At 45.2% G+C, this 18,974-nt stretch carries 16 protein-coding genes; 1 reads left to right on the forward strand and 15 read right to left on the reverse strand.

Annotation, left to right across the window (positions count from 1 at the left end):
* Window positions 1-31: 31 nt before the first annotated feature.
* The 9 genes from B0G52_RS21955 to fliB form a co-directional block, all read right to left on the reverse strand.
* The gene (locus B0G52_RS21955; RefSeq protein WP_094047535.1) at window positions 32-1,405 is read right to left on the reverse strand and encodes a glycosyltransferase family 2 protein; all 1,374 of its coding nucleotides are present in this window, start codon (window positions 1,403-1,405) and stop codon (window positions 32-34) included.
* Complete coding sequence (locus B0G52_RS21960; protein ID WP_106359410.1) at window positions 1,395-2,561, reverse strand: LicD family protein; 1,167 nt, start codon at window positions 2,559-2,561, stop codon at window positions 1,395-1,397. The genes B0G52_RS21955 and B0G52_RS21960 overlap by 11 nt, the downstream gene beginning before the upstream one ends.
* A complete protein-coding gene (locus B0G52_RS21965; protein ID WP_143762614.1) occupies window positions 2,530-4,095 on the reverse strand; it encodes a hypothetical protein in 1,566 nt (521 codons plus the stop codon). The genes B0G52_RS21960 and B0G52_RS21965 overlap by 32 nt, the downstream gene beginning before the upstream one ends.
* A gap of 26 nt (window positions 4,096-4,121) precedes the next feature.
* Window positions 4,122-4,970 carry a LicD family protein gene (locus B0G52_RS21970; RefSeq protein WP_094047537.1) on the reverse strand — a complete coding sequence of 283 codons (849 nt, stop codon included), beginning with the start codon at window positions 4,968-4,970 and terminating at the stop codon, window positions 4,122-4,124.
* Complete coding sequence (locus B0G52_RS21975; RefSeq protein WP_094047538.1) at window positions 4,960-5,688, reverse strand: glycerophosphodiester phosphodiesterase; 729 nt, start codon at window positions 5,686-5,688, stop codon at window positions 4,960-4,962. Before B0G52_RS21975 ends, B0G52_RS21970 begins: the two co-directional genes overlap by 11 nt.
* Entirely contained in the window at window positions 5,685-6,998 is a 1,314-nt protein-coding gene (locus tag B0G52_RS21980; protein WP_094047539.1) for a metallophosphoesterase family protein, read from the reverse strand. Before B0G52_RS21980 ends, B0G52_RS21975 begins: the two co-directional genes overlap by 4 nt.
* A gap of 37 nt (window positions 6,999-7,035) precedes the next feature.
* The gene (gene glf / locus B0G52_RS21985) at window positions 7,036-8,136 is read right to left on the reverse strand and encodes a UDP-galactopyranose mutase (protein ID WP_094047540.1); all 1,101 of its coding nucleotides are present in this window, start codon (window positions 8,134-8,136) and stop codon (window positions 7,036-7,038) included.
* On the reverse strand, window positions 8,133-10,739 hold the full coding sequence (locus tag B0G52_RS21990) for a hypothetical protein (RefSeq protein ID WP_094047541.1): 2,607 nt from the start codon (window positions 10,737-10,739) through the stop codon (window positions 8,133-8,135). The genes glf and B0G52_RS21990 overlap by 4 nt, the downstream gene beginning before the upstream one ends.
* 149 nt (window positions 10,740-10,888) lie before the next feature.
* Window positions 10,889-12,124: a flagellin lysine-N-methylase gene (fliB, locus tag B0G52_RS21995; protein WP_094047542.1), complete on the reverse strand. Its 1,236-nt coding sequence runs from the start codon at window positions 12,122-12,124 to the stop codon at window positions 10,889-10,891.
* Between the two features lie 168 nt (window positions 12,125-12,292).
* Here fliB and B0G52_RS22000 point away from each other — a divergent pair, with 168 nt between their 5' ends.
* Window positions 12,293-14,197, forward strand: coding sequence for a glycosyltransferase family 2 protein (locus tag B0G52_RS22000; RefSeq protein ID WP_094047543.1), 1,905 nt, complete (start codon window positions 12,293-12,295; stop codon window positions 14,195-14,197).
* A 34-nt stretch (window positions 14,198-14,231) separates the two neighbouring features.
* Here B0G52_RS22000 and B0G52_RS22005 read toward each other — a convergent pair whose 3' ends face one another.
* The 6 genes from B0G52_RS22005 to B0G52_RS22030 all read right to left on the reverse strand — a co-directional run bounded on the left by B0G52_RS22005 (window position 14,232) and on the right by B0G52_RS22030 (window position 18,847).
* On the reverse strand, window positions 14,232-14,561 hold the full coding sequence (locus tag B0G52_RS22005; RefSeq protein ID WP_094047544.1) for a hypothetical protein: 330 nt from the start codon (window positions 14,559-14,561) through the stop codon (window positions 14,232-14,234).
* Window positions 14,562-14,945: a flagellar export chaperone FliS gene (gene fliS, locus B0G52_RS22010; RefSeq protein WP_094047545.1), complete on the reverse strand. Its 384-nt coding sequence runs from the start codon at window positions 14,943-14,945 to the stop codon at window positions 14,562-14,564.
* Window positions 14,946-14,950: 5 nt separating this feature from the next.
* The gene (locus tag B0G52_RS22015; RefSeq protein ID WP_094047546.1) at window positions 14,951-16,021 is read right to left on the reverse strand and encodes a glycosyltransferase; all 1,071 of its coding nucleotides are present in this window, start codon (window positions 16,019-16,021) and stop codon (window positions 14,951-14,953) included.
* A gap of 11 nt (window positions 16,022-16,032) precedes the next feature.
* A complete protein-coding gene (gene fliD / locus B0G52_RS22020) occupies window positions 16,033-17,544 on the reverse strand; it encodes a flagellar filament capping protein FliD (protein ID WP_094047547.1) in 1,512 nt (503 codons plus the stop codon).
* A 17-nt stretch (window positions 17,545-17,561) separates the two neighbouring features.
* On the reverse strand, window positions 17,562-17,948 hold the full coding sequence (locus tag B0G52_RS22025) for a flagellar protein FlaG (protein WP_094047548.1): 387 nt from the start codon (window positions 17,946-17,948) through the stop codon (window positions 17,562-17,564).
* 128 nt (window positions 17,949-18,076) lie between these two features.
* Entirely contained in the window at window positions 18,077-18,847 is a 771-nt protein-coding gene (locus B0G52_RS22030; RefSeq protein ID WP_094047549.1) for a flagellin N-terminal helical domain-containing protein, read from the reverse strand.
* Between the last annotated feature and the right edge of the window lie 127 nt (window positions 18,848-18,974).

Genomic DNA, 18,974 nt, shown 5'->3' on the forward strand with positions numbered 1-18,974 from the left:
GCATTGCAATCAAGTGCCCCTATGGTCCATATCAATAAGCAAACTTGCAATCGGGCTTGATTCCAGAATACCTATTCCGGATAATAAATTCTCGTAAAAACTCTACGCCCACTGTCCTAACACCAGGGCAGTTCTGCTGCACGAACCGCAATACCTCGGCGGATTTCGGTAAAACAAGCACAATATCCTCCTTTTGAAGCTCGTCGAACTTAGGCTTCATGACGACATGACCTCCAATCTCGTTTTCCGATTCGGCACCAATATCCCACAAAAGCTCTGGTTCCAAGACCGTTCCCCTGAGCTGAGGAAGCACAGAGCTTGCTATTTTCCCAAGCGCCCCGTACGCGATGACCTTGGAGCCCTCGCTTAGTTGAACATCGGTTAACTTATCCGGATCTAGAATCAGTTTGTCTAGATAATTCATGATCTCCATGTACTGCTTTGATTTGAATACGGCAGGTTTTAAACGGAGAGGCGGGCCAAATAATTCATCGATTAAAACAGTCGTACTTGCAGCAACTTCATTTATATACTGCTCCCTGTCACTTACAGCTTGTGCGATTGGGTCCATATCGTTTAGATGGTATAAGCAGTCCTTGGCTTTACCTAGCTTAACTAATGCGAATAATCTATTTTTGTCGTCTTGGCATAAATCCGTACGTTCGATCGCCCAATTGTACAGATAAAAGTAGTCGCTATAGTACTTTTCAACCTTTTCGTAGGTATCGAAAGAATACATATCGCTAGCGAACCGATTGAAGCGGTACAGCGGTTCTTCAAAGCATTTCAGCTTTCCGCCGCCTAGCATCAACGGAACCGCGAATAGCGGTTCATATGTTTTCCTGCGTTCAACGCAGAACACTTCTATCAAACGGCAACGTTTCATATAGCTTACTCGCGCCATGTATACCCACGAGGTTGTGATGATTTTCCGCAAAATATGCCGTTCGAGCAGTTGCTCGTTATTCGACATGGCTGCGGCACTGGTTACGGCTTGCGGTTCTACTTTGCCGTCTCTAATCCGATAAGGTCTGTATGAACATGCCGTCCATTCATACTCCTCATGTTCGTCAAGCCAGCCTGCCATAGTGGATACATATTCCGGTTCAATGTTGTCATCGCAGTCAACCAGGCAGAAGTACTGTCCTGTCATCCGAATAAGACCGGCATACACGGCCGCACAGCATCCTGAGTTTATTTGATCGACAATGACAACCTCATATCCCCGAGCACGAAGCTTCGGCTCGTATTCGGAGATCACTTCACGAGTGCCATCGTTGGAGCCGTCATTGACGAGAATGAGTTCGAGGTTGTTCCATACCTGGGCAATTACGCTTTCCAGCATTGCCCCGATCTCTTTAACTTTGTTGTAACAGGGCACAACCATGCTCACTTTACTTTGCATTGTTTACACACCTCGTATACTTAAAGCCATCAATAAAAAAGTAGTAATCGAATATTTTCATGACTTCAAGCTGCTTGGCTATTTCTTTATGATAAATGCTGGAGATAATGAGCCGCGAATTTTCATCCATTAGCGCGGGCAATTCCGAAGGAGAACGCACAGGCACGCCATAAGCAGAGCTACCCCATGCTTCTTTTCTATTATCAAACGCGCAAACGACATTCAAACCTTGGCTATAGCGTTCCATCCAAATCCGCAGACTGTCGCCGGCACCGAAGATATACACTTTCTTACTCTCAATATCGCAGAGCATGTCTGTGTAGCGGCGAATGTACTCTTGGTATGAGCGATTCAAATCTACAATGCAATGATCCCTTTGCTTGGGCTTGCGGTCTTTTACATCCGGCTCGTAGAGTCCGTTGGGGTAGGATACAATTAGCGTTTCTTGATAACCGACAGGCACAGGAATTTTCAGATTTTCAAAGTCCATTTCAACGCCTTCCGAAAACCATTTCTTGTCATACACCTTCCCCCCCTTCTCTCCTCCCAGAACGGGAATAGAGTAATATAGCTGGTTAGAATACTTCGAACAGAAACGTTCATACCGCCCGGCAAGAAAGTCGTATTGGCCCGATATTCCACCGGCACCGTAGCAGAATCTCTCCTTGCCTTCGGGGATTTCAGCCCCTTCGCATTCGTCAAGAGCGGCGGAAGCGAACATTTGAACTTGCATTTTCGCGACGGTTTCTTGAACACGTTTAGCCACATCGCCGTTTGGCATATCATCAAGCGGAAGGATATCGATATAGGCCCCCATGTGACCGCCTCGAGTGTATCCATTAGGAAAGTTCATGAGAATAGCCGTATCGCTTCGTCGCAATCTTATGAAATGCGGCGCGGCGGCAGGATCGTTTTGTGGGGTTTGCAGGAAATAGGGTTCGCTAAACCAATGTTGCGAAAGCCTGAGACGATCATATTCCTTGCGCGGCAAAGCAATATCAATATCGTCATCCCAAGGAATAAATCCGTTATGGCGTACCGCGCCAAGAAGGGTTCCAAACATGGCGAACCAGGTTAGCCCTTCGCGCTTAGCGACCCGCATAAATTCTTTAAGAATATCAAGTTCAACGGCCTGCAACTCGTTTAGTTTGTTCACCAATTAATTCTCCCAAGGTATATACGGGTATGCTTACTTTCCCGCATAGTTCTTTTTCGATTTCATCGCTATTGAGAATGCTGACAATTAACACATCGCAGTTGCAGTCCGATATCAAACCTTCGATATTTTCGTTATTTTGCAGCGTCTTATCCATAACAGCTGTTACGTCGATTCCACAGTCGTCCAGAACGCGTTTCAAAGTCTTCCCGCGCAACCCGAATCCATAAATCGCCGGACGCTTAAGTCCCATATCCTGCAGCTTTTGAACGGCGGGAAGAAACTTATAATATCGACGCCTCTCCATAATCCTCTCTGCGGACAGTACCGTTTCCAGCTCCAGCGGAAGCGCCATGTCACCGAACACTTCCGTACGTGTTTTGAATTCCGCTTGTTCAGATAAAGCCTCAAACCGTTCTGAAATCCCATACCGCTCTTTGAGCAGTTCGAGCCATGCTCTTGTACGAGGATCCCTGCCGAACGCTGGCGAATAGATCAATGCCCACAACGCCCGAGTAAGAGCAATATCGGGCGAAGCGTTTTCCCAGAAGTATTCCTGGTCGATAAAGAGCAGCTCGTCATTTTCTTTATCATAAAGACAATTCGCCGGAATCAACTCCCAAAAGCATTTCCCGGTCTTTGCTGCCATCATAATAGCATCTCGAATACGGTCAAACTGGGAAACCATCTCATCCGCATCAAATGCTCCATCCGAGAGCTTCTGTGCCCAATAATCCCACAATGTTGGCAAGTTCAAGCGCGGCATAACCAACGAATCGTCTTCTATTTTCATTTTAATGACATTAACGCCCAAGCTGCTTAGTTCCTCATGATTACGCAAGATTTTCAATAGGCTGGCCTTGCCGTCGGGATGCAGAGGTGTTTTGCGCACCGTACCGTCAGCCCGAACCGTTGTGGCAAAGCGTTTGGCGGGATCACGATAAATCGTGATCGCCGCATAATCTACTATGCATGAAGGATCGTCTGCACAGACCCGCGCTTCCACAAAATATGCCCCGCACATAAACTCAAATGCTCCGCCGCGAATGACCTCGCGGTAGAGAGGGCGTTCGTCGAACTGCAAGGAAATATCATCACTGATGTACGGAATAAAGCGTTGGTTCAAAAATTCATCGGGAAGATAATTCTCCGAATACACCTCCCTTGTAAAGTAATGATCGGTCAACGGGTAGAACCACTTCTGCCCTTCAAAGCCCGCAAGCTTCAAGCGTGTTTGCAGTTCAGCTTTGCTTGGGAGAGGTTGATTTCCATACCCGTATAGCGTATCATAAGGCAGCCCTGTATTCGCGGCCCGTTGGCCAGCCCAATACCGTAATGCAAACGGGTTTTCATACACTAAAAGCAAGCGACCGTGAGAACCCAACTTTTCTTTATAAGTTGCTAAGGCTTCAACCGAGAAGTCCTTTGGATCCATAACCACTTCATAGGTCACCCCGTCGGCAAAGGGATACCAACATAAGACGGAATCTTTCCATGGGGAGTTATCGTAGTATTGTCTTAGTGCATCCTTCAACAAAAAATCACCCCCTTATTGCCAGGCTATTCGTCCAATAATTTATAGTAAGCAACGGGATGCGACTTTCTCTTATTCTCTGGTGGAAGTGTCCAATAGTCGCCGAACTTATGCTTTAAGTAAGCGTCATAGTCACGATGTCCGAATAAAATCAAATTTTCGAATGCATATTCGGCAACCTGTTGAAACCACTCATTCTTCCCCTCGCTGTACCGATCGGGAGCAGGGAAGGTGATCGTTCTTACACGCTGGCTATTTTTTCGGTTCCACTTATCAGCAAAACGATGCAGGTGATTGGAGATCATTCGAAGCGGAATCAGGCTGAGCAGCCAGTATAGGCCACGCAAGATTGGATTTTTATCCGTTTTCTTGCCGACTTCCGACCATAAAATCTTTCGGATTATTGTACAATGAAGATTGTGGATCTTCTCGGCCAACTTCCCGTCAGGCACATTGTCAAAAGGGAAAATATCAATGAATACCCCGGACTCGTATGGCATGTGAGCCTGTCCTTCCCTCAGAAAATACGTATTCTTGCGTCTGATTTTCCCGTAGCCCCATCGATAACCGGGAGTGGCCCTAATGTCTTGAAAGTAGAATCGATCTGTATCCAAATCCGTCGCACAGGCCTCGCGAAACCTCTCATACTCCTCCCGAAGCAATCCAATATCCGCATCATCGTCCCACGGAATGTAGCCTTGATGACGCACAGCCCCCAGCATGGTACCACCGATCATCACGTAATTAATGTGATGCAAGCGGCAAATTCTATCCACCTCTGCTAACATTTCAAGCTGTATGAGCTGAACGGCCCTTAAATCCTCCGGGGAAAGAGGGCCTTTTTTCGCGTTATGGTACTGCCTTTCAATTCCCATGCGCCAAAACACCCTTCGCCCAGTCAATTCGGTTAACGATCACTGTATCTACGCCGAGATTCATGGCAAGTTCAAGCTCCTCATCACTATTTACCGTCCACGTGCGTATGAGTATGCCTCGTTTACGACAATCCTCCGCGAGCGCTGGGTAGCGCAGCATCTTGACGTGAGGATGCAGAGCCTCAGCTCCAACCTTCTCGCATTGTTCCCCGGTGACCAGGATTCCCCCGCCGCATAGCAGCGCAGTTCCGGCAGATGGCTCAAGCTGCTTAATTTTTTGAACGGAATAATGGTTGAAAGAGGACCATACTACTCGGTCCGCCATCCCATACTGATCAACTAATTGTAATGCCTGACGTTCAATGCCCTCGTAATAGACCACACCGGTCTTTAACTCGATGTTGACAGTCAAGCTCGTCGGCTTCAATAGTTCCAACACTTCCGCGAGCGTCGGCACTTCCATGTGCAGTGGCTCTGCGATTCCTCTTTTATTAAAGTTAAGCTTCTTGATTTCAGAAAGCGTGAAGTCTTTGACCCACCCCTGGCCATTGCTTGTTCGGTCCACCGTTTCGTCGTGAATGACGACGATTTCTCCGTCTCTTGTAAGCTGTATGTCTAGTTCTACTCCGTCTGCGCCCATTTGAGCTGCCAGTTGAAATGCGCTGAGCGTATTTTCCGGCGCGGAAGAGTAGGCCCCTCGATGACCCCATATTTTCATTCCAGCCATTCCGCCTTCCCGCTTGTGACGATCCGGTCCTTCCCCGCACCAAATCTCACAAAACGTATCTGTCTTTTCTCGGTATTGATAAGCATAATGTCAAATGCTTCCTGAGAAGGAGTGCCCAGCTTGCGGTCGGGAGTGATAAACCCTTCTGTCTTATACTCCGTAAAGGCTTCACACTTGGAATTTACGATAGATAGAATAGGAAAGCTCTCGGCATTATCCAATAAGTCCGCATGATTGTGACCATTAACAAAAGCCAGAATTTTTCCGGCATAAGGGTTCAACACGCTCATTAATTCCTTCTCTCCACGCAACGCCTTTGCCCAATACTGTAAGCGGCTAACAGGTGAAAGGTGAGAAAAAATCACAATTTGCCAGTCATCAGCTGTATGTTCAAGTTGTTCCTTTAGCCACTGGATACACGAAGCATTGTAACCATAACGCAGCGTCTCGTCCGGGTCGAAGGAATCCAGAAATATAAAGCGCAGCTTTTGCGTTTCAAAATCAATGGAATATCTCGGCTCTTCCCTCCCTAAATAAAGCTCGCACTGTTCTTCCAGGGAAAATCGATCCAGATTATTCCGAAAATAATTCGTGTCATGATTGCCCAGCGTCACCCATACAGGAACTTCACACTGTTTTAGATCTGCCAGCACCTTTTCTGAGTAATAGCGGGTTACTTCACGCGTGACCATTCCGTCCGTAAAATCGCCAAGATGCACAATCCCATCAAAACCTAGAGCCTGATGCAATTGTTGGATGGAAGCTGCCGTTTCTTCCCAAGTTCCGTTTACCGTAAAGTGCGTATCCGTCAATAAAGCACAGATGAGTTCTCCTTCTTCCCGCAATGCCTGAACGCGCTTCGCGACCTGCTCCACTTCATTCGTGATCCAAGATTTGATTTCTCGAATAGGAGCTGTATGCTGTTCAAAAGCAAGAATACGGTTAATATCCTCGGAGCCGTCAAACGGTTCGCCGTTCATTTTCCGCAGACATACTCGAAAGTAAACGCCTTCCGTAAAAATATAATCGTCTTGTCTGTAACTATCCCCGCTTAAATCGTGCCGATAGGCCGTCCAGCTTTCGTTCGGAGCATAGTCATAGGTGTAAATCCAGCTTTCCTTTACCTCCGGCACGTAGGTGGCAACATTAAACTTATACCCCGAGTCCAGGAGCACCAGCCGATCGCCAGGCTGCGCCCAATAATATAGAGGGGTGCTAAGCATTTCGGGATGTCCCGGCTCTTGCAAGCCATCACCTGCACGTATTTTCATCCCTGCTAGCCCCGTCAATGAGATCTTCAAGCTCACCCCTCCGGCATTCTCATTTCTAACGATTACCTCAAGCTTGTTGCAGCTCTTTTCTCACTCGATCGAGCGAGTTTCTGAAGATTTGCCACATATCGTAGTATTTGTATTCCGCCAGCCTGCCGCCGAAAATCACGTTTTCTTCTCTTTCAGCAAGCTCCTTGTAGTTTAAATACCGGGCGTTGTTCTTTTGATCGTTAACCGGATAATAGGGTTCGTCCCCGTTTTCGTGCTCTTTTGAATACTCGCGTGTGATGACTGTTTTGGGCTGAGTGCCGAATTCAAAATGTTTATGTTCGATGATGCGGGTAAACGGCGTTTCCTTATCGGTGTAATTGACGACAGCGTTGCCTTGGAAATTGGGCTTGTCCAGCACTTCCGAATCAAATCGCAGCGTGCGATACTCCAGCGGCCCAAAACGATAATCATAAAACTCATCCAGCATCCCTGTATATACAATCTTGTTGGCAAGGCTGTCGAAGTATTCTCTTTGTGCGAAATAATCCGTATTCAGCCTGACTTCGCTGCCTTCAAGCAGCTTTTCAATGATTAGCGTATACCCTCCAACAGGTATTCCTTGATACTGGTCGTTAAAATAATTATTATCCCAAGTAAAGCGAACAGGCAGTCTCTTGATAATGAACGCAGGCAAGTCCTTGCAGCTTCGCCCCCATTGTTTTTCCGTATAGCCTTTGATTAATTTTTCGTAAATGTCTCGTCCCACCAATGAAAGCGCCTGTTCCTCCAAGTTCTGAGGCTGTTCACACTGCAAACGCTGAGATTCTATCTTCTTCTCTGCTTCTGCCGGGTCGGACACGCCCCATAGCTGGTAAAAAGTATTCATATTAAAAGGCAAATTGTAGACTTCATCCTTAAATTTCGCGATCGGCGAATTGGTATAACGATTAAACGTCGCAAACTGATTGACATAATCCCATACTTCTCGATCATTCGTATGGAAAATATGCGCTCCATATTTATGTACATTGATGCCTTCTACTTGTTCTGTATAGATGTTGCCCCCGATATGATCCCGTTTATCGATCACTAAACATCTTTTATTACACTTCATAGCCTCATGTGCAAAAACCGCTCCATAAGGTCCCGCGCCAACAATTAGGTAATCATACTTCATGGCTTCAACACCGCCCTCTTCGCTGTATCATAGATTTCTATTCCCGCTTGGCCATTAGGATGAGAGATTTCCGACATAAGGAGCTCCACTTGGCGATCCAGGAGCTTATCCAGCCAAGGCTCATGATCAGGCTTTGTGATCATGTCCAGCAGTGCTTCAAGCGATGCGCCATAAGTATGTTCTCCAAATGCACAGCTATTCGCGTCATCAACTCCACTGCCTTGTGCTCTAATTAAGAAATTCTGCAAGTCCCTCAAGTTGTCGCCATCCGTAATTACGATACTCTCTTGACGCAGAGAGCCGTTAATCAGGTCGTATTCAATAAAACTTCTGCTTTGCTTGTCATTGAGATAAATTCTATCTGTAGTATTAGAAGACACAGAAAAATAACCAATAGGATTGCTTACGGATAGTGGAACATCATTTTGTTCACTAGCAAGACGGAAATCATCCACATAAGAAAACGAATGATCGATTAATTCGAATTTAACCAAGCGTTGCGTATCAGCAGGCACTAAATACAAAGAATCATTGGAATACATAAGTTTTTGAAATTGCCAAAATCCGTCTGCGGGTATTCCTTCGAGATTAATTGGATACTCCGCAATCGTCTCCTCTGCCCTATTAAAGCTGACTAGAGCTGACTTATGCAAAGCTAATAACCAGTAGGTTTCATCAATCAATAAAATATCCGAGTATCCGCATTTGTCGCTGCTCAAGGCTTTCCATTTTGTCTTTTTCGTTTTCAAATCAATTTCTATCAAAGCACTGGCGTTGAAACATGCTAAAACCAGCGAACCCCGCGGCTCATCGTAAACACCGTTAAGGAAGTAGCCGAGTTCAGAGTCAAAGATCAGCTTTTTGACGGGCTTTATCCATTCGTCTATAATTTCTGTACTGTTATCTTCCAGATTCAGTTTGACAATACCGGGAAACTGTAAAGGAATAAAATAGAGCGAGCCGTCGCATTCGATAATTTTTGAAAATTTGCTCTGATCGTTATATTCTTTTTGTTTGGGCAAGGGCAACTCAACATATCGAAATGAGGAATCGATCAAATCATATATGGCTATGGCCCCCGCAGAGCTCGGAGAAAAATAAAGCTTATTTCCGCTTTGATGGATGGTGTGGTAGAGCCTCCAATCTAAAGCTTTCTCCTGAGCAAAGCTCCCGATGTACTCCACTTTTCGAGCATTCTTATTTAATCGAAATAGTCCGTTGAGCTCCAGCGTTACAAACCACAGATCCTCTTCCGTATCCCACAAGCCTCCAACTAATAGACGATCTTGTGGCTGTTCATTTTGAACCACTACAGGTTTTTTCATACATTGATACAACGGCATGAGAGAAGAAGCGTCCCCATAAAAAGCTGAGCTTAAGCTCAGCGCCCGATGCAGATCCGCCGTATCGTCATAGATTCCATATCCTTCGAGCTTGTACTCCTCAATCAGTCGTGAATATTCCTCCAAAAGGAATGGACGCATTGTGACATAAGCCGCCTCGCTCAAAGGGTGAGGCCGCCACCAAAGGACTACATCGTCGCGGTTGCGAACAGTTCTAAATACAGCCCTTAACTTTGCAATATACTTTTCATTTCCCCTCAGAAGGGGACCTATTGACGTGTTATAAAGAACCACTTTTTTTCGCGAACCGTCGGGCTTCTCAATCAACTTCTCCCATTCGTCGGATAGCGTGAAATCATCTGGCTTGGAGTTTATGACCTTATCAAACTTAGGCGAACCGGACGCCACAATCTTCTCCCTGACATTTCCGAAAAGGCCGACGCAATTGCGCGCCTTTTCAAACGCGTCAATTGCGTGGATGTAGCCCTCGCGAATCTGCTCCGACTGCACGAACACGCGATCGGCATGGATAATTCCCGACACGGTGCAGAAATGCTCCTCTATGTGATTCCCGGTCACAAAATAAGGAGAGTAGCAAAGCAACTCTGTATATTTCTTGAGATTTCTGCTGTAATAATTCGGATGAACCGTTGTAATGATATTCCCATCGTCGTAGGGATTATGAATGAAGATCACGTCCGGACGACGTTCTTCCAGATTATAGTTTTGCCAATCTACAACCGGAACGTAGTCGGGATATTGATGTCCCTCATATTGCATCTGTCCCAGCCTGCCCCCGGGGAGCCTGTCAAAGTAAGGGATCGGAACCACATAAACATCGCATTGCGGATCCGCTTTGGCAGCCAGCCAAATCGATTCAAGAGCGTCCCACATGGAAGCCTTATAAGGGAAAAGTACAACCTCAATTTTGTTGGGCTTGAGTTCATCCTGAATGCAGCTTTCGATCGTGACAAGCTCTCTTTTTAGCTGCTTCACGAAGCCCGCATCGGTGGTTTCAATTTTCACAGCGATTTGGTAAAGGCTCTCATGGTACTCGGTTAACAATTCAACCGTTCGTGTATCTTCACCTTCTATACTCTCTATAAACTCGCCAATATGTACCGCCGCATTTTGGCAGTCAACCAAAAGGTTAATTACAGCGGGGATATTTCGATTGACAAATTGTTTATGTATTTCATCCGTCGCTTCATGCAACGTTGTTAGGAGATCGAGAATCTGTTTTTTTTGGTATGCCCTCATCAAACTTTCGCCCCAGTATGAGTGTAGTATTTTCGTCGTGTCCTATATTACATATATCGACATCTTTCAAGCCCGATATGAGCTAATTAGTCTTTGAAAATATTTACACGCCTTCTTGCATACCCGCAAATTATACTGGAGTCGATAGGCTAATACATGACCAGCAAAGACAAATGCCCCAAGGCTGTAACTCCTTCTGCTTTGCACACTTCCACTATTTCCTTCTTAAAGTGGCGGGAGTGATCGAAGTTTTTAGTAAAGGACTGGATGAGCCTTACCGCATCTTCCTCAGTCAACTTCCGTTGGTCAGCACACATCCCGACAAGCTGCATACGAATTAACGCATATAAGATCCCGATGTATAACACTTGATCGAACATTTTCCCATCCGTGGATACGGGGAACAGCGTTGAGAACATCAGGTTAACAATGTAATTCTCCATGATGTACTCGTGCTGATTGAGAAACGTATCATGACAGTCCCTATACACCTTTTCGTAGAACAACAAAACGCGCTCGAAGCTCAAGCCCTCTGCCTGCTGCATTCCCCTCAGATAGCTCATCAAGCAATCCCGATACCGAACGTTTATGATTTGGTTTTCATTCATTATTCCGACCAAAAGTTCATTTAGCAGCTTGAGCTGGAAGGAATGGTTAACCGGAAAGGTTTGCGGGATCGTAAGTTCTGATTGTGCGGCCAGACCGTTTCTAAATTGTTCGATGAGAGGCGTCAGATCTTCGGCAGCTTGCCCGGAGGCTGCTTCATCTACCAGATCCGCAAAGGCGGCAAGCAGCATGATGCGGTGAGAAAGTCCGAATTGGCGATTTTGGATGATTTCAATAGCCAGTACCCTTAAATCCCATAAATATTTTAGTGTGACTGGAGCGGCAGCGGATTGCGAGGTTAATCTGGCATTCCATTGCGTATTCGCCGCTTCTTGGCGCGGAACGTATTCAAAGTCAATCCCCCGGGGCTCTAACAGTGCCAGTCTTGCCGCTTCAGGGCAGGATAGGGCTGCGGACACTTCCTGTGTCCCGTCGATCTCATTGATTCTGCGGGGATATGTCGCGCACGTAGGGGACAGATAAGACTCTCCCAGTTCAGCTTGAATGGCGCACAAACCATGGTCCAGAAATGAGCAGGCCCCCGTCTCCGAGTTTAATCTCATACTGGCATAGTTTAATTTCGATCTTTCGCTCTCTCTTCTAGGAACGACATCGTCTTTTAACCTCTTTTGCAGAGCAGGGTGCTTCACAGATTGATATCTATGATAAGTCTCCTTATCCACGGTCACATTCCAGAAGGCACAACAAGTATCTTCGCACTCTGCGCCAATGCATTGAAATCGGGTCATATATTCCGGCTGGAGGCTTTGATTATTCACGATTGATCTCATCTCTTTCATTAGACTTGCTTAAAGTTTTCATTATAGAACATTTCGGCGCAATTTCGACAAAACCCTCTATTTTGCGGCATTTCTCCTTTATATTTCTTGGAGTTTATAAGTTTTTGTATTAAGCTGAAACCATACCCTTAACCTACTGGAGGCACTATGAAACCACTCCTCTCCTTATGCATGATCGTCAAGAACGAAGAGGCCGTTCTGGACCGTTGCCTGCAAAGCGTTTCCCGTTTTGTAGACGAGATTGTAATCGTGGATACCGGTTCTACGGATTCCAGCAAAGAAATTGCCAAAAAGTATACGAACAAAATATATGACTTTGAGTGGATCAATGATTTTGCCGCAGCGAGGAATGAATCCCTTAAACATGCAACCGGGCAATTCATTTTGGTTATGGATGCCGATGAATTCGTAGACGAGCCCAATATATCCGATTTAAGAAATTTCTTGACTAAGCAGAAACCTTCAAATGACACCTTATATCGGGTCACGGTCGTTAGTTATAAAGAAGCCAACAAGCCGGCCACCGAAGAACCGATTTTGCGGGTGTTCGCGAACCATATGAATATTCAGTATGTTCGCCCTATACATGAGCAACCAACTCCACAGGCTGGTAGATCGGTTAAGATTGTTCCTATTCCTATTAAGATATTTCATTCCGGTTACACCGAGGAAACTATTCAATCCAAAAATAAACACGAACGAAACCTTCATATCTTTTCGGAGATGGAAAAACGGCAGCAGCTCTCCCCTTACGATCAATGCATGCTGGGAAGACAGCTTCTTTTCATGGGGAAACATGCAGAAGCTTTGACGCATCTTCAGGCCGCACACATTAGTGGGGACAAGAGCGAGGAATGGTATAAGCATAATTTAGTTTCGATACTTGAACTGCACCTTAATACCAACGACCTTTTTCAGGCATATACGTTCGCCCAAGATAATTTAGTTCCTTACTTCCATTACGCAGATGTCCGTTCTTTATACGCAAGTATCTTATACAAGCTTGGTTTCTGGAAAACCGCCAAAAGGGAGTTCGAAGAGGCCCATCGAATTGTTGAAATTGCTTCAAGCGGTCAAAAGTCTTCCTTGGTAAGCTCTGATCTTGGCTTCAGAGGCCCCCTCTGGCATTTAGTCCAAATTAATGAAAACGAGCAGAATTACATTCAAGCAATCCCTTATTTAGCGAAGCTTTTAATGAACAACAAACACGACATAGAGGCAATCAACAAATTTATTCAATTATCTTCTCTTAATCATAGCTTTGAGGATGTCGTTAAAATCCTTGAGGAGCTTCTTCAAACGGACACGAATCGGAAAACCTACGCAATAGTCGGAAAGGTAGCCATTCGATCCTGTCACAAGGATTTTTCCTTGCACTATTGTCGAAACAACATAACTAGCGGACTTTATAATCTGTCAGAAAAGCTCCAATATGCCATGCTGCATAATGATGAGCCGCTATTCGGGGCCTGCCTTGAAATCCTTCATGAAGACCAGTTGCCTTATAGAATTGCACAGCAGATTGCAATGGGCATTTTGATTTGGAACCGCACCGATTGGCTCCAATACATTGAGCAGCATAGTCAAGTGGCGAACTTTGTCCAGGATCTTCTTAATGGCAACGTTCAGGATTTTGCCGCGGAAGATCTTCCTTTTGAATCACTAGTCGAGCTTTATAATTTACAACAGTGGAATGCTTATGAATTCGTATTAAGTCATTATGAAACACCGCAGATCGTCAACCGCCTTGCAAGCTACTTTTTAGAGATCCATCATATTCCGACGGCTCTTCAATATTACAACTTCCTAACTGAGCAGGACGCCTTGACTGCCTCGAGTATGGCAAAGCTGGCCTGGTATTACTCCCATCAAGGGAGCTTAACGGAAGCATACTCGTTGTGGGAACGAGCCCTAGCAATGGAGCCTTCCCAGCACAGTCATTATATCCATTATTATGAGATGTGCGAGGATCCTTTGACAAAGCAGACGCTCAAAAATCGATTAATAGCGCTTAATCCCGAGTACAACCGCCTTGATTTATTATTTAGATAAAACAAAGTCCTCGGCAAGCACGCCGAGGACTTTGTTATTTCTTCTTATCCATCAGAAAGCTATCATACACACCCGCATGATTATAAGCCGCTTGTTGCTTCTTGGTCTCATTCATTCGTCTGATCGAGCTTTCCGCCTCATCCTTAAGCCTGTTCATCTTCGCGAGAATTAAAGAATCGTACGTCAGCAATTCTCTAATTATCGCCTTCTGAGTTACAGTTAGTTCTGCTCGACGTTCTTCAACAAGCTCCGTAAGCTCTTGCCTTCTTTCAACCAACGCTTCGAACTGTTCATAATCTGAGGCTATTTCTTCGTTGCCTAGACGCTTGGTCTCCAATAAAATCTCTTCGATCAACTGGTCCATTTAGTCAGATTCCTTTGGATTCGTGGATTTAATGATTTGTACCCACGCCTCTCTCAGCTCACTTAATATAGAAATAACCTCTGACGCCGATTGTTTGTTCTTCTTCATATTAGCTTCAATCAGCTTTCGGTTTGCATAGTCGTAGATGTCCAACAAATTATTCGCAATTGGATATTCGTGATTAAGAGAGGCGATTAATTCATTCACAATATGCTGTGACCTAATGAGGCTATGATTTGCCTTCTGATAATCTTTTGCTTCAATTCCGTCTATCCCTTGCTTAATAAACCGAATAGCTCCGTCATACAGCATAAGAATCAACTGAGCAGGAGAAGCAGTCTGAACGGAAGATTGTTGGTATTTATGAAACGGTGTAGAAATCACTCTCTTCACTCCTCATTCATTTCAATTAATCTCTGCCCTGCCTTGCTGTACCCCATAGCCGCCGAATTACGGTAGCATTGTATCGCCTGTTCCGCTTTTCCAAGCACCTCGTAGTAATTACCCAAATTATAGTAGGCCGCATACGAACCTGTTCCCTTTACACTATCATACAACTCCGATTCCCCCACTTCAAGGCACAGTTGATAGGAACGTTCTATAAGCGGTAAATACTCCATATACTGGGCAGGATTGGAGAGGACCAGATCCAAGTAAAATACCCCGCAGGCAAAATGAAAATCAGGAAAATTCATTAGCCAAGCATGTTTCTGTTGCAGAATATCTAACACTTTACCATATTCTTTTAATTTCATTAACAAGTACATATACTCCGTAACGACATTCGGAGCAAAACGTTCCACACCTTGAAGCGCTGCATAGGCTTTAGCAAAATAAAGTTTGCTTTCTGCCCAGTTCTCCAGTCCATCATATTCTTTAGCCAATTGAAACAGATAATAAGGATCCTCGGGATTCTCCTGAAGCTCCAGAAGTAAAAGCGGCACGTTACGATCTGATTTCTTCAGTTTGAAGTACCCGTCATGCTGAACGACAATAGGCACATTACGTCGAGCAAGGGACGTACTCACCTGTTCATGAATCCGTCCGTAATACTCTAGATGTCTAGGGAATAACCGGGTAATGTAGTCTCTGGTTTCATGGGTTTCCCCTTCGTCAAAGACTGTACTTATTCTCTCTATACGTCCAACCGCATTCGCTTCTTCGATAAACTGACGTATCCGAGAATGGTCTATAGCATCAATCCACTCGTCAGCATCCAGTACCAGCACCCAATCTGCAGAAGACTTGCTAATGGCATAGTTCCTAGCCTTCGAAAAATCGCTCTCCCATACATAAGTATAAACTTTAGCTCCGAGCCCCGACGCAATTTCTTTCGTTCGATCCGTTGAACCAGTATCCGCAACGATTATCTCATCAACATAAGAAATTGCGCTTTCTATGCATCGCTGTATTTTAACCTCTTCATTCAAGGCAATCATTACTAACGCTAGTGTGCTCATTAAAAACCCCTTTAGTAATTATTAAACAGGCTTGCAGACTGAGCACTAAACCTATTAATTGCGGCTTCCATGGCCGCAAACTGTTTGTAGTATTGATTCTCTGCCCGGAGCATACGCTTGTTCATCTCCGTCAGTCGGATATCGAGCAGTCTTAGCTGTTCACCAATATTACTGTCCGCATTGAAAGCAGCATCCGTTGCCGTGCTTACCCGGGATGTACCGGCTTTCGTAGCCAACTCCTGAATGGAGAACATCCCAATATTAGAAAGACGGTTAAATAATCCATTGTTCTTATTGGTTGCTGAAACCCCAGGAGGAGTCTTATCGCTCTCGCTTACTCTTTGTGAAAAAAAGCCGATTACCTGATCAGGATTAGCTTCCAGCGCGCTGCGCAATTTGGCCTCATCAATCACCAACTTACCACGCTGTGTATAATCACCTGTAGAAATACCCAAACTGGACAAATTCACATTTACTCCGTTAACATTTACATCCGTAACCGCGGCCAACCTAAAGCTATTGACTAATGCCGTAAATGTCGAGTCCCCTCTTAGCAAACCGCTCTTTGCCTTGGATTCCCACAATTCAATTTCGCTCTCCGACATTTCCTTCTTCTGTTCACTGGTTAACGGCACGTACGTTCGATAACGTTCTTCTCCAAGTTTCTTGTTAATTGAATCCAACAGATCGTTATAATCTTTAACAAAAGCTTTGATCGTATCGATCATTTGATTCGTATCAGTGCCTACTGTCAATTGAGTTGGATTACCATTCGACTTACTGTTAAGGGTGATCTCCACCCCATTCTCCGTAAAAGTGTTACTTGTTCTCTTAGTTGATATTCCGTTAATGAGCAACTCTGCATCATTACCTGCCTTGGATTCCAAAGAGAAATTATCGAAGATATCGGATACAAGATTGATACTACTGTCATCGCCGGTTGTCTTGGAAGTAATCGATAACGCTCCCGTGTGGCTGTCCAGAAACACGTTTACGTTCGCATCTTTGCTGCTGTTCAACTTTGAAACCATAGTAGCCAGCGTATCTGTATTTTCATCCAGTATAATCGGCTGCCCGCCAGTCTGGATGGTGATTTTTCCATTAGCGTCCGACGTATAGCTAAAGCTACCTTCCAAATCCTTTAGTTTCGTATTCAGGTCAACTTCGCCGATGCCGGAACCTGAAGTGGTTTTCCATGTTGCTCCTTTTGCAAGCTCGGTGACCTCAATCGTCAGCGTACCGATTGCCGCATTCGAATTTGCTCTCGCACTAACAGCAGTGCTATTCCCGGTTGTGGTAACTTGTTTAGCATTGAGAGTTCCTTGCAAACCATAATTAAATAGTTTGTTGTTGCGGAAATCAACGATCTTGGCATTAATCTCGCGATACTGCTCTCGTTGCCATTCAAGCGTTGTCTTCTGTATAGTAAGCTTATCGAGCGGCGCCCGTTTGGCCTTCATCAAGTCTTTGACAAGCTGGTCGATATCCAGTCCAGATGCCATTCCTGTGATTCTGGTAACCATTTGATCTCTCCCTTTCTTTATACTTTCTCGTCTACTAAAATTCCAGCAATCTCCATCATCTTCACGACAAGATCAAGCGTTTTCTCAGGAGGGATCTCGCGAATCAGTTCTCCCGTTTCTTTGTTAAAGACTTTCACCATTACAGCCTTAGTCTGCTCATGAACCTTAACTTCAAAAGAGGTAGTAGGACCCTCCAAAGATTTAATGGCCCGATCCACGGCTCGAATAAGTTGTTCTTCCCCAATGGATACTTTGACTCCTTGTCTCTCTGCAATCTCCAATTGTTTTCCCGTTCGCGGCAACGACTGCGATACTGTTTGCTGTTTGGGAGCTTCTGCTTCAAGGCCAGCTTTCACTGCAGGAGTTTGAACAGGCGACGCTGTAGCGCTTGATACCGTGTGCATGTCAATCCCTCATTCCGTACCAGATTGGCAATCTACTTTATATATCGACTACAAGTTATCTTTTATTTAGCATCAATAATAGAAAAAGAGGCTTCGGGTAATCCCGAAGCCTCTTTTTCTTGTTTGAATTAACGGAGCAAGGACAGTACGCCTTGCGGAGCGGAGTTTGCTTGTGCAAGCATCGCTTGCGAAGATTGAAGCAGGATTTGGTTCTTGGTAAGAGCAACCATCTCGCTAGCCATATCCGTGTCACGAATACGGGATTCAGCAGCCGTAAGGTTCTCAACCGTTGTGCCCAAGTTGTTGGAAGTGTACTCCAGACGGTTTTGGACAGCACCCAGTTTAGCACGTTGCGTAGCCACGTTCTCGATTGCCGTTTCGATGCTTGCCAGAGAAGTAGTACTTCCCAGCGCGTTGAAACCAGTTGTAGAAATAGAACCGATCGAGATTGTGCCACCAGTAACATCATTGGATTGGATCGAAGCTCCAGCCGTGATGTTAATTCCGTTAAACTTCGTTTCCGTCATGATTTTGTCGATTTGAGCACCCAGTGCAGTCAACTCTTCATTGATGTTAGCTTTATCCGTCGAAGAATACGTTCCGTTCAGCTTCTGAACGTTCAATTCTTTCATCCGAGTCAGCATTGCGCTAACTTCGTTCATTGCACCTTCAGCCGTTTGAACGAAAGAAATACCGTCTTGAACGTTGCGTTGCGCTTGTTCGAGACCGCGAATTTGGCCACGCATCTTCTCGGATACAGCCAGACCCGCTGCATCGTCAGCAGCACGGTTGATGCGGAGACCGGAAGCCAGTTTCTCCATGTTCTTGCTCGTTGCAACGTTGTTCAACGTCATGTTGCGGTGAGTGTTTACTGCAGTAATGTTGTGATTAATACGCATAATCGAATTCCTCCCTGAATGTTGTTGAGACTCGCATCCATGCGATTTCTCCATTACCTAATCTATAGGTCGGCCGCCCTATATTCAGGCTCTGTATTCATTATCGGCGGAGAGACAAAGAAGCTTA

Origin of the sequence: Cohnella sp. SGD-V74, assembly GCF_003001675.1 — a bacterium.
GTDB lineage: Bacteria > Bacillota > Bacilli > Paenibacillales > Paenibacillaceae > Cohnella.